We start from the raw sequence: 12275 nt of genomic DNA on the forward strand, positions 1-12275 counted from the left end.
GACCAGATGGTTATGCCGGGGCCACTGTTTTGGTGGCTTGTGGTGTGGTTGTGTGGTCTTTTGCCATTCTGCCCTCAAAAAACCGGGTCGCGCCAATCGGCGGGGCGATGAAATCATCGTCCCCAAGTCCGGCACGTTTAAGCGCGGATGCCAGTCGGACGGGCGGCTCATCAACCGGTTCAGCGGTCAGAACAAATGTGCCCCAGTGAATGGCAAGGGCCTTCTTGACGCCCATGACTTGCATGATCTGAACCGCTTCTTCGGGATTGCAGTGGGAATTGCGCATGAAATCGCGCGGGTCATAGGCCCCGATCGGGATCAGGCCAAAGTCAATACCGCCATGGATTTCGCCCATCTCGGTATAAAGGGCTTCGTTCCAGCCGGTATCCCCGACGAAATAGAACCGGTAGCCATCCCCGAATTCAAGGATGTAACCACCCCACAGCATTTCCTTGCGGTCCTTGGTTGTGCGGCTTGACCAGTGGTTGGACGGGACATGGGTGATTTTGACATTCCCATGCAGGATCGTGTCATCCCAATCCATCTCGCTATAACGATCAGGCGTAACGCCCGCCTTTTCAAGCAAGGCACCGTTTTTAAGCGGCAGGATATAGCGTGGCGCATTGCCAAGTGCGGTCAGGCTGGCGACATCGAAATGGTCATAGTGATTGTGTGACAGCAATACCAGATCAAGTTCAGGCAGCTGATCAATGCTTAAACCCGGCTGGCTGTATCGTTTTGGACCAACCCGTTTAAAAGGCGATGCCCGATCTGAAAAGACCGGATCGGTTAGAATATTAAGCCCGCCATACTGGACCAGAACCGTGGCATGACCGACCCATGTGACCTGCAGACGCGCCGGGTCGGGATTTTGAATGGCGTCGTGGTCGGGGGCTTCGGTCGGGATTTTACCGATCTGGTGCTTTGCCTTTGGCCAATTATCATTGCCAAGGAACCGCCGCCGCAAGAACCGCCAGAAAGATCGTTTGACCGGATCAGGCAGGGGATGACGGTTTTCAAAACCGGTTTCGGTATGGTGATCGGGCTTGGTTCTGATTTGCACTTGGCTGTCCTGACGCAAAATGGCCTGACGAAAAACGGAAGACACATGATCTTTGCGGCATGTGCAGGTGACCATAAGGTAAACGTCAAACAGACCATTGCAAGTGAAAGGCCGGAACGAGGGGCGCACGTTCCGGCCTTCCTGTTTGGTCTGCACATGCGGATATACAGACCAATGCTTCCGCATCCACCGGGAAAGCGCTGCGGAAGCAGGGGGCTTGTTGGTTATTCGATCACGGTGGCGTAGGTTTCAAGCGCCGGGCTTTCCTTGATCAGGCCCTGTTTGACCATGTAATCGGCAAAACGGGCATAGCGTGCCTTGTCCAATGCCGCCGGACGCAGGGCAAAACGCGGCAGGGTATCTGCCCATGCCTTGATATTGAGTTCATCATCAAGGTTCGGATAGGCCGCGATAAAAGCCTTCCAGCTGTCATCGGGATGGTTGATCAGATATTGCACGCCTTCTTCGAGGGCGGCCAGCATCCGGGCAAAGCGCGGATCATCGATCTTGTCGTTTCGCACGGTCAGGATCAGCTCGTCATAGGGCGGAACGCCTTCTTCCTCGACATAAAATGCCTTGCCCGGTTTACCTTCGATTTCCATCTGGTTGAGTTCGAAATTGCGATAGCCGCCAATAATGGCATCGACCTGACCGGAATAAAGCGAAGGCGACAGCGAGAAGTTCACATTGATCAGCTCGACATCATCCATCGATACTCCATGATTGCCCAGCATGGTGCCAAGCAACGCATCTTCAAACCCGGCCAGAGAATAGCCGATTTTCTTGCCCTTAAGATCGGCAATCTCCTTGATCGGACCGTCTTTCAGGACGATCAGGCTGTTAAGCGGGGTGGCGACCAGCGTGCCGATACGCGTTAACGGCAATCCTTCGGCGGCCTGAACATGAAGCTGGGGCTGATAGTTAACGGCAACATCGCCCTGACCGGCAGCGACAAGGCGCGGCGGGGCTGACGGGTCGCTTGGTTCGATCAGCTCAACATCAAGGTCATGCTTGGCAAAGAAGCCCTTTTCCTTCGCGACGATCAGCGGTGCGTGATCGGGGTTCACGAACCAGTCAAGAAGAATGACCAGCTTGTCTGAGGCAAAGGCGGTTGAAGACGTTCCAAGAACAATTGCGCCCAGTGCGGTCGCGGTGATCATGGATTTAAGGCGTGACATGGATGAACCTCCGTAATATGCGCCAGATTATAAGTATGAGGATTTAAACCGCAGCCAATCTGGCGGCGGGGAATTGTATTACCGGGCCGGTTTCAGGCTGTCGGGCTGCCAAGGCAGGGCGGCGCGCAGGATGCGATCAACAATGAAATATTGCGTGATCGAAAAAGCACACAGGATCAGAAGACAGGCAAAAACCATATCAATCTGCACCCGGGCATTGGCATGTAGCATCAGATAGCCAAGCCCGTGGCTTGAACCCACCCATTCACCAATCACCGCGCCAATCGGGGCGACGGCGGTGGCCACCCGGAACCCCGACGCAAAGGCCGGAAGGGCTGCAGGCAAACGGATATGGGTCAAAAGCCGCCAGCGACTTGCCCCCATGGTGCGTGCCAGATCAAGCCATCCGGTTTCGGTGCGTGCCAGCCCGTCAAAGAAGGCCACGGTGACCGGGAAGAAAATGATCAACGCGGCCATGGCGATTTTGGATGCCAGGCCAAAGCCAAGCCAAAGGACGAGAAGTGGCGCAAGCGCAAAGAACGGAATGGCCTGGGACACCAGAAGGATTGGCATCAACCAGAACCGTACCGGTGAAAATAATGCCATTGGAATGGCCGCCAGCGTGCCAAGAACTGCCCCGGCAAACAGGCCGATCACGGTTTCCGCAATCGTATAGCGCGCGTGATCAAATAGAACGTCATGCCGGGAAATCAGGGTGTTCCAGACATCTGCCGGGGGCGGCAGCATGTATTTCGGCGCACCGGTCATAATGACCAGCGCCTGCCATGTGGCAATCAGGGCAACAACAATAATCACCGGTCGCGCAAGTTTGAGCCAGCGACGTTCTGACAGCGGGATTGATTTTGCATTGATATGAGGATTGTTTTGACTGCTCATGATGCGATCTCCGCACCCAGTTGACGCAGCAATTCGGCCTGCTTTGCCAAAATGTCGGGATCAGCAATCTCGCGCGGGCTTTGGCCGCTTGGCGTGATGGCGTCCTGAAGGGTGGCCGGGGTACCTGAAAGGACGTGAACATTATCGCCAAGCCGCAACGCTTCGAGCGGATCATGGGTCACAAGCAGAACCGTCTTGCCGCGCAGTACCCGTGCGGCCAGTTCCTGCAAACGCAGGCGGTTGACCGGATCAAGGGCGGAAAACGGTTCATCCATCAGGACAACCGGACGGTCTTCCATCAGGGTACGGGCAAGGGCTGCGCGCTGTTTCATCCCGCCCGAAAGTTTTGCCGGACGCAGATGTGCGGCATCCGTCAGGCCAACTTGTCCAATGAGTTGTTCGGCGCGCTTATGATCTGGCCGCTCGCCACGAAGGACCGCGCCCAGTTCGACATTCTCGCGCACGGTGCGCCAGGGCAAAAGCAGGTCCTGCTGCGCCATATAGGCAACGCGGTTCTTAAGGATTTCGCCGTCCGAACAGGTGATATTGCCGCTAACATCGCCTTCGACCAGACCGGCGAGGTAGCGCAAAAGCGTGCTTTTGCCAACACCGCTTGGGCCAAGCAAACAGGTAAAGCTTCCGGCCTTAAGGGTCAGGTCAAGGTCATGGAAAATATCCGCGCTGCCAAAGGCCACACGGGCGCCGGACAGGTGAACATCAAATCTGGTTGGATTTTGCGTCCCGACGGACGTTTGTTCTGTGTTGCGCATTCGATCCTTCCTACGCCGGTCTTAACCGGTTCAGGTTCAAAGGGTCGTTCGGCAACACCGAACCTCTCAGCCAATTCACGATCGGCCCCCCCGGAGATGACGGGACTATGCGCAGACAAATTGCTCCCGTCAAGGTTTGTGACAATTTGTGTCTTTAATCCCGATCATAATTCACCAGTTCGGGGCATCGCGACGCAGTGATCCGGCCGGGTGCGCCCAATGATGCCTAACGCCCTTGATATTTGCAGGAAAGGCAATGCGATGAGCCGGTCCCCAGCTGGTGTTTTCAATGGTTTTGTCAAGATCATCGGGTTGTTCATCCCGGATGATACCGTCAAGGGTGGTGCGCGCAGATTGGCACAGCAGATGCGCTGTTTGCGCCAGTGAATGGCGGGCAGTCGTGATTGAACCACTACTCTGGCGTTTGAACAGGGCGCGCACCGCACTGGCAGCCATCAGATACCCTGTGGCGTGATCAAGGGCCTGAACCGGAAGCGGTAAAGGTTTGGATGCCTTTGCGTGCTTCATGCCCCAGTCGGCAATACCGCAGCTCATCTGGACAAGGCTGTCAAAACCGCGACGCTGCGCCCAGGGTCCGGTCCAGCCATAAGCGCAGAGCGTAACGTCAATCAATGCCGGGTTGATCGAACGAAGGGTCTTGCCGTCATAGCCAAGTCCGGACAGGGCATCGGGGCGATAGCCATGCAACAGGATATCGGCATCCGAGATAAGGTCTTCAAACCGTTTGCGGTCTTCAGGTGCATGCAGATCAAGTCCTGCGCAGCGTTTGCCAAGGGTGACTTCGGGAATGACGGCACCTTCGTTCCAGCCCGGCGGATCAATGCGCAGAACATCTGCACCGAACGCCGCAAGAAAACGGCCGGCAACCGGCCCGGCGAGGACACGAGTCAGGTCAAGGACACGAACACCAGCAAGCGGACGTGCCGGATCAACTGATTTGGCAGGTATCGAAACATTGCCATGGTCGAGCCAGTCGATCAGTGGTTCGGCGCGAACAGCGTGACCTTGCGGGTGGTTCTCCCAATCCGCAATACCGCGCATGGTTGCAGCACAGCCATTTGCCGCAACAATTTCAGTTTCAAGATCATCTGTCGACCACCCGCGAACGGCTGGCGAAAGGCTGTCGCGCGTTTCATGGTGCCCCAAAACAGACAAGGCCGCCTTGCGGTGATGCGGGGCATTGGTGTGCAGCCGGATCCAGCCATCGCTGGTTTCATAGTCGCCCGCCAGCGGATCCCATTTGCCGGGCAAGGTCCAGCCTTGCGGGCGGATGGTCATGTCAAACCACCTGGATGCCAATCTGCGATCAATCTGAACCGGTGCATCCGATCCGTGATGAAGCCCGCACCAGTGTGCAATCATTGCGGTTGCCATCCCGATGGACGCACAGGCAAGATCGGTCACAGCAAAGAAGGATGGCAGGCTTTCAGTCCCGGTGACTTCGAAATTCGGCGTGGTTGCCAGTCCAAGCGCATCGGCAATCTGGTCATTGAAGTGGTCAAGCATGGGGCAGTTCCTTTTTGCAAACAAAACAGCGCGTCAGGAAAGCATCATGCGGGACTGGACAAATCGTCAATATTGATCAAGATAATCAATATGAAAAATTCTTATGACGGATCATTTTGTACCCTTGCGGCACATGAAGTCTGTGCGCAGGTCGGGATATCGCGCGATACGCTTTATGCCTATGTCAGTCGCGGGATCGTTCGTGCCATTGCCCATCCCGGCGATGCCCGCAAAAGCCTGTATGACCGGCGTGACGTTGCCAAGCTTCACGACCGCAAAAGACGTGGCCGTTCACGGCAATCCGTCGCGGCATCGACCATCGATTGGGGGGAGCCGATCCTTGTGTCGGACATCACCCGCATTGCTGACGGGCAGTTTTATTATCGCGGACGGAATGCAGTGACGCTTGCGCAAGCCATGACACTTGAAGAGGCCGCGAACCTTCTTGCCGGTCTACGATGCGACCCGGCCCTGAATTCGGCGGCGGATTTCATTCCCGCTGACCACGCATTGCCGTTCCAGCGCATGGTGGCAATGATGGCGGGTCTGATGACAGGTACAGGGCAAGGTGACGGGCGACCGGCCGCTGCAAAGATCATGCGTCTCGCTGCATTGGCTGCCGCCGGACAGCCCGACGATGGTCAAAGCCCGATCCATTTGGTGCTGGCCAAGGCATGGTCGAAACGTGATGACGCCGCAGAACTGTTGCGACTGTCTCTGGTTTTGTGTGCCGATCATGAACTTAATGCGTCAGCCTATGCCGTGCGGGTGGCTGCGTCGGCAGGGGCGACGTTGCCCGCGTCATTGATGGCAGGTCTTTCAACCCTTTCAGGGGCGCGACATGGCGGCCTGACACCCAGATGCCGGGCATGGATGGATCAGGTCGAAAAGGAAACGGGGATCAAGGGGCATTATGAAATCAGGCAGGTGCCACCGGGATTTGGGCATCCCCTATATCCCGATGGTGATCCGCGCACACGTGCGATCATGGAAGCTTGCGGGCAAACAGGCGACGCATTTTGGGCACGGATTGCACGCGAAGTTGCTGACAGAACAGGCCAGTATCCCAGTCTGGATTTCGGTTTGGCCCTGATTGAGCGTGAACTTGATCTGCCGAAGGGGGCTGGACTTGGCATCTTTGCTGTCGGGCGCATGGCAGGCTGGATTGCACATCTGTTTGAACAACGCAAAAGCGGCAAGATCATCCGTCCGCGCGCGAGTACTTCCTGAACACACAATCAGCTCTTGCCCATTCATTACGCCGGTTCTGTAATATCAAGCGTTTTGCGGACCGCGTGGGCAAGCTCGATATTCGTATAGGGTTTGCTGATCAGGGGATAGATCGGTTTGTCGTCGGGGCGTTCCTGTAATACATCGGCGGTAAAGCCCGAGCAGGTCAATACCGCAAGGCCCGGGCGCATTTCACAGGCCCTGTCACTAAGTTCAATGCCGTTCATCCCGCCAGGCATGATCACATCGGTAAACAGGATGTCGATTTCGGGATGTTTCTCGATCTGTTCAAGGGCCTCTTTGCCGCTATGAGCCAAAATGGTCCTGTAACCATATTTGTTCAGGACTATGGATGCGATTTCGGCCAGTTCCTGTTCGTCATCAACGATCAGAATCGTTTCCGTACCATGCACAGGTTCGGTGTCGTCCCTGCGCTGATTGCCAGTCTCGGTTTGGCTTGCCTCGTCGGCGACGGGCAGATAGATGCGGAATGTGGTTCCGATGCCAAGTTCGGAATAGACCGAAATATATCCGCCCGAACGTTTGACAAAGCCATACACCATTGCAAGACCAAGCCCGGTACCTTTGCCGCGTTCCTTGGTGGTAAAGAAGGGTTGAAAAATCTGATCGCCGATCTCGGGGGGCATGCCAGCGCCATTGTCACTGACGTCAAGTTCTACATATGTGCCGGGGGGAATGCGCTGAACGATGTTGCTGCTCAGTGCATCAATCCGGGTCAGTTTGGTCTTGATGGTCAGTCGCCCCCCATCTGGCATGGCATCGCGTGCATTGACGGCAAGATTGATAATGGCATCTTCGAAATCCCCCTGGTTAATGCGAACCGGGGGAATGTTTTCCGTCAGGCTGAGCGTAAAGGCGATGCTTGATGTTATTGATTTTCCAACAAGTTCTTTAAGGTCGCCCAGAACGTCATTGAGGATGACTGCGGCGTTTTCCTCGGGGGCCTGACGGGAAAAATTCAGCAATCTGCGCGTCAGGGTCGCGCCGCGATCAGCCGCGGTCAGTGCCTTTCCGATAAACTTGGTGACGGGTGATGTCTCGTCAATCTGACGGCGGGCAAGATCAAGATTGCCGATGATGATACCGAGCAAATTGTTGAAGTCATGGGCGACACCACCGGTAAGCTGGCCGATGGCCTCCATCTTTTGTGATCGGCGCAATTGTCGTTCAAGTGCGTGTTCAACGGTCAGGTCCGTGATGGATGCGATGAAGTGGCGGCGGCCCTGAACATTCATCTCGGCAATACCGAGATTCATCGGGAAGATCGTCTCATTTTTGCGCTTGCCCTTGACCTCGCGGCCGATGCCGATGATCTGGGCATCACCCGTACCAAGGTAATTTTTGATATAGTTGTCATGACTTGCATGGTCCGGGTTGGGCATCAGGATTGAGACATTCTGTCCCAGTACTTCTTCGGCGGCATAGCCAAAGATCTTCTCGGCTTCGGGATTGAACCCTTCGATCATGCCTTTTTCATCGGCAAAGACGATGCCAACCGTGACACTTTCAAATGCCACGCGAAACCGTTCGCGGCTTTCGATCAGATCAGTGATGTCGCGACCCGTGCCGCGATAGCCCCGAAAAATGCCGTAATCGTCAAACACCGGGATGCCGGAAATCGAGATGGTCCTGATCGCATCATCGGCCATGGTGATGCGATATTGAAAGTCCTTGAAAGGACGGCGTTCATCAAGTGCTTGATAGTGGTCGTGCCATTTGGGCGTATTTGCCGGTTCCGCTGTGAATTCGTCACGCCGCTTGCCGATCAGTGCGTCAAGGTCAATATTGACGTTTCCAATGTGCTGTATACTGGTTTGACTTATGCGATGTTGCGGATCGGTTTCCCAGACCCAGTCAGACGCAGTAACGGTAAAGTCGCGGAATTTTTTCTCGCTATCGCGCAGTTCACGCTCTTTGCGTTTCAGCTCGGTGATATCGGTGCGGACGCCAACGATGCCACCATCCTGAGTGCGACGTTCCGAGATCAGGATCCAGCGATCTCCAACCTGTTCTTCCAGCTTGCTGTTGTCTTTGTGATGCTCTGCCATACGATCGGCAAGCCAGATTTCCTCGACATCAAATGCATCTGGAAATGTCCCGCGTGCCAGTCCGGTACGCAGAATTTCTTCAAATGTGGCACCGGGTTTGAGCGCATCTGCGTGGTTTCGATAAATCTGGCGATAGACATCATTGCAAATCACCAGCCGATCCTGGGCATCAAACAGGGCAAAACCCTCGCTGATTGAGTTCAGCGCCTGTTCAAGCATGTCTTGCGCCCTGTGCGTTTCCTCCAGAGCCTTTTGCAAATGTTTTTGCGTATGAAGGAACCGGTTGATGACATAGGTCACCTGGGAATGGGTAAAGGCAGTGGCGAGACCAATGGCGGCGATGCCAATGATAATCAGCGCAATACTGGTTGAAACAAAGGGTTCAAGCAGCTTGTCTTTGGGGATGCCAACCACCACAGCAACACCCAGATTTTGTGCCGGGGCATAGGCAGTCAGAACGTCATGATCATGGCTGTCGGTGACCCAGCTTGTACCGGCATATCCCGACAGTGCCGCAAGCATCGGCTCGGCATATGGATCGGTGATGCTGATCAGGGCAGGGTGGTCATCTTTTTCGACCTTGCGTTCCTGATGCACCAGAATTCGAATTTGATCGCCTTCACGCCGGACAATGAACAGTTCCCCGGATGCATCCAGTGATGAAAGGTTGTTAAAGGCAGAATGTATTTGCGAAAGGATGGCGTTGAATGCCGGGTCCTTGTCATTTCCCGGTTCATCAGGCCTGTTGTCGGCGGCAACCGCATTGATCAGTTCTGCATTGATAACCGCAAGACGCAGGAAAGCATGACGCTGATCTTCAAGGATTTCCTTGTACAACACAAAAAGCGCGCCGCCGCCAATGACAAAGGCCACCGCAATCAAGGGCGCGAGTATCTTGGCAAGAAGGACGGGGCGTTTCATGTCGGGATCACCAATATTGTGACAAGGCGTTGGGTGTAACGTCTGAAGCCGGGCTGCTCAGGACAGATAAAGATGTTCGATTTCCCAGGCCGAGACCGGGTGGGACATGTGAAATCCCTGACCGATTTCGCAACCGAGTTCCCGGAGCAAATCGAATGTTTCCTGATCTTCAATGCCTTCGGCGACAACATGCATATTCAGGCCATGCGCAAGGGAAATGGACATTTGTGCGACCGTGCGGCATTCCGTATCCTTAAGCATCTGGCGGACAAAGGATTGGTCGATCTTGAGTTCGTTAAAGGGAATCCGTACGAGATGTTGCATGGACGAGTAACCGGTACCAAAGTCGTCAATCGACAGGTTGAACCGTTTCATCCGCAGCCGTGTCAGGATGTCCATGTAAAGACTGGCATTTTCCATCAGCGCTGTTTCTGTCAGTTCGATCACGATCTTTTCCGGATCGATTTCAAGCGCAGTTGTCATCGCATCAAGTTTTTCGGGCATATTAAGATCAACAACCGTGGTCGGCGAGACATTGATCGACATTGTGATGTCGGCGTGATCCCATTTCGCCATCTGTGCAAGGGCCTGTTCGAGAACCTGCTCGGTCAGCTGGTTAATCAACCCCGATTGTTCAGCAAGCGGGATAAAAAGTCCGGGATGAAGCAGGCCAAGGGTCGGGTGCTGCCAGCGTAGAAGAGCCTCGACACCAACGATCTTGCCGGTCGCAATGCTGAATTGCGGCTGATAGACCAGAAAGAATTCCTGACTGGCAATACCGCGCCGAAGGCTGCTTTCGGTTGGTGCAATGCTTGGCGGTTCGTCGGTCTTGGGCTGTGGCATGTTGAATTTGCCCAGCAGTTCTTCCAGCTGATCAATCGTAAAGGGTTTTTCCAGAACGCCGAGAACTTCGATATTGCGTTCGGTTGCCAGTTCGGAGGCGGCATGAAGGATCGATTTGTCCTTGCCGCTCATCAGGATCAGGGATGCGTCTGATCTGTTTTCATGCAGGAAACGGATGATTTCGATCCCGTCGAGCTTGGGCATGAACAGATCAAGAATAATGACGTCAAAGGCCGTGGAATAGGTTCGAACAAAATCGTCCGTGTCGGAAACGGCCACGGCATTGTTGCCAAGCGCGCTTATGGCATCGGCAACGAATTCACCCATATCGGCTTCGTCATCGATGATCAGGACATTTAACGGACGTGCTTTTGAGGTGATCACAGGCGCTTCTCTTCATATCGGTGGCGGGGCCCGGCGCGGGGCACTTTGTATGAGAATCATACTAGTTGTTTGTATAGGTTCTGATATCCCCATATGGGGATGCGTTGCCCGGTGTCATCCCGCGAATGACATCGGGATCGAGTGCGCGCTCAGAAATCGACACAGGTAAAGAGGGGCCACGCAGTTCGCCGGTTTGGCAGAAGCAAAACGGGAAACCGTCACCGGACCAGAGACAGGATGATTTAATCTGATCGGTCCGTAACGTTCCCGATCCATGTGGAAAGCCTGTTCAACACGCCCGGGGCATAAGCATCCCGGCCCATAACGGTAAACAGCAGTTGTGTGGTGGCCGGCATGTCGGAGGCCAGCTGATAGTTAAACAGACCGCTGCGCAAAAGCCCGTGGGTCGCATCGGCAAACAGGATGGTTTGGTTATGCGCGTTCCCGCCTGCAAGAATGGTTTGATAGGTTTCGAAATCGGTTCTGGCATCGACATTCAGATCATCCGCCCCGAACAGTGCCAGTATTGGCGATGCGACGCGCGCAAGGTCGTCTTTGGCATCTGCAGAGATGTTGCGTTTGACGAAGTTGAACCGGTCTTCTGACATCGGGGCAGGGGTATCTTGTCCAACGGTTTCAAGATATGAATTGTAATCAGCATCAGGGGCAAAAACCACGGCATCACGTGTCTTGCGTCGGGTGATTGCATCGGTGATTTCGCGGTCGGTTTTGCCTTCGGCCAGAAGGCGTTGACGGGTGTAGTACGCCCCCTGATCCTGCCAGCTAACAGCCCCGCCGATAATAACGCCAAATGCGTTATCAGGGGTAATCTGTGCGGCCTTGGGGATGACCCAACCGGCCTGCGAGAAACCAAGAAAACCGATCTTTCCGGCATTCCCGGGGCGCTGTAATGTGATCATCTTGAATGCGGCCACTGCCTCAGTCGCACGATCATTCATGGATTGATCCAGCCAGTTGCCTGTGCTTTCGCCGATACCGGCCTTGTCCCAGCTATAGATACCGATATTCTGATCCAGCAGGGCACTGAACAGCGGCAAATATCCATCACCCGAAAAGCGATCCTGTGGGCCGTCGCCATGAATGATCAGGGCAATTGGTCCGTCATGATTTTGGTTTGGAAGGATAAGCGACCCGGACAGGTGGTCTGGGCCGTGATCAAAGCCGATCTCGGTAACGGACCGTTCCGAAAGATCAAAATCCATCATCCCGTTCATGAAATAGACGGCGGGTAAAATGATCAGTGCTGCAATCAGAAGGGTCGTTGTATTGAACTTGTTGGCAGGGCGGCTTTGGCGGGGCGATGGCACGTCGGAACCTTTTGGTTGAGCGTCAGGATGCGAGGCTTGTGAAACAGAGCTTGCGTGAACAGGGG

At 54.8% G+C, this 12275-nt stretch carries 9 protein-coding genes and 1 riboswitch; of the genes, 1 reads left to right on the plus strand and 8 read right to left on the minus strand.

Annotated features, from left to right (window positions below; genetic code table 11):
* Window positions 1-10 precede the first annotated feature (10 nt).
* The 5 genes from WA318_RS09250 to WA318_RS09270 all read right to left on the minus strand — a co-directional run bounded on the left by WA318_RS09250 (window position 11) and on the right by WA318_RS09270 (window position 5435).
* On the minus strand, window positions 11-1063 hold the full coding sequence (locus tag WA318_RS09250; RefSeq protein ID WP_336080676.1) for an MBL fold metallo-hydrolase: 1053 nt from the start codon (window positions 1061-1063) through the stop codon (window positions 11-13).
* Window positions 1064-1287: 224 nt separating this feature from the next.
* Window positions 1288-2241: an ABC transporter substrate-binding protein gene (locus WA318_RS09255; RefSeq protein WP_336080677.1), complete on the minus strand. Its 954-nt coding sequence runs from the start codon at window positions 2239-2241 to the stop codon at window positions 1288-1290.
* A gap of 78 nt (window positions 2242-2319) precedes the next feature.
* Window positions 2320-3138 carry an ABC transporter permease gene (locus WA318_RS09260; RefSeq protein ID WP_336080678.1) on the minus strand — a complete coding sequence of 273 codons (819 nt, stop codon included), beginning with the start codon at window positions 3136-3138 and terminating at the stop codon, window positions 2320-2322.
* Window positions 3135-3908 carry an ABC transporter ATP-binding protein gene (locus tag WA318_RS09265; protein WP_336080679.1) on the minus strand — a complete coding sequence of 258 codons (774 nt, stop codon included), beginning with the start codon at window positions 3906-3908 and terminating at the stop codon, window positions 3135-3137. The genes WA318_RS09260 and WA318_RS09265 overlap by 4 nt, the downstream gene beginning before the upstream one ends.
* A riboswitch (TPP riboswitch) is annotated at window positions 3899-4010 on the minus strand. It overlaps the preceding gene by 10 nt.
* A 69-nt stretch (window positions 4011-4079) precedes the next feature.
* The gene (locus WA318_RS09270) at window positions 4080-5435 is read right to left on the minus strand and encodes a CoA transferase (protein WP_336080680.1); all 1356 of its coding nucleotides are present in this window, start codon (window positions 5433-5435) and stop codon (window positions 4080-4082) included.
* Window positions 5436-5525: 90 nt separating this feature from the next.
* Here WA318_RS09270 and WA318_RS09275 point away from each other — a divergent pair, with 90 nt between their 5' ends.
* Window positions 5526-6665: a citrate synthase gene (locus tag WA318_RS09275; protein WP_336080681.1), complete on the plus strand. Its 1140-nt coding sequence runs from the start codon at window positions 5526-5528 to the stop codon at window positions 6663-6665.
* 26 nt (window positions 6666-6691) lie between these two features.
* On the opposite strand, the gene WA318_RS09280 is transcribed toward WA318_RS09275, so the two are convergent.
* The 3 genes from WA318_RS09280 to WA318_RS09290 form a co-directional block, all read right to left on the minus strand.
* Window positions 6692-9655, minus strand: coding sequence for a PAS domain S-box protein (locus WA318_RS09280; protein ID WP_336080682.1), 2964 nt, complete (start codon window positions 9653-9655; stop codon window positions 6692-6694).
* A 57-nt stretch (window positions 9656-9712) separates the two neighbouring features.
* Window positions 9713-10882: a GGDEF/EAL domain-containing response regulator gene (locus WA318_RS09285; RefSeq protein ID WP_114097600.1), complete on the minus strand. Its 1170-nt coding sequence runs from the start codon at window positions 10880-10882 to the stop codon at window positions 9713-9715.
* A gap of 242 nt (window positions 10883-11124) precedes the next feature.
* Entirely contained in the window at window positions 11125-12210 is a 1086-nt protein-coding gene (locus WA318_RS09290; protein ID WP_336080683.1) for an alpha/beta hydrolase family protein, read from the minus strand.
* Window positions 12211-12275: the final 65 nt, after the last annotated feature.

It is taken from the genome of Thalassospira sp. CH_XMU1448-2 (genome assembly GCF_037027285.1).
GTDB classification, from domain to species: Bacteria; Pseudomonadota; Alphaproteobacteria; order Rhodospirillales; family Thalassospiraceae; genus Thalassospira; species Thalassospira profundimaris_C.

Bases quoted from the DNA above. Each gene is read 5' to 3' on its own strand.
- WA318_RS09255 (WP_336080677.1), bottom strand. From the start codon at position 2,241: ATGTCACGCCTTAAATCCATGATCACCGCGACCGCACTGGGCGCAATT.
- WA318_RS09260 (WP_336080678.1), bottom strand. From the start codon at position 3,138: ATGAGCAGTCAAAACAATCCTCATATCAATGCAAAATCAATCCCGCTG.
- WA318_RS09265 (WP_336080679.1), bottom strand. From the start codon at position 3,908: ATGCGCAACACAGAACAAACGTCCGTCGGGACGCAAAATCCAACCAGA.
- WA318_RS09270 (WP_336080680.1), bottom strand. From the start codon at position 5,435: ATGCTTGACCACTTCAATGACCAGATTGCCGATGCGCTTGGACTGGCA.
- WA318_RS09275 (WP_336080681.1), top strand. From the start codon at position 5,526: ATGAAAAATTCTTATGACGGATCATTTTGTACCCTTGCGGCACATGAA.
- WA318_RS09280 (WP_336080682.1), bottom strand. From the start codon at position 9,655: ATGAAACGCCCCGTCCTTCTTGCCAAGATACTCGCGCCCTTGATTGCG.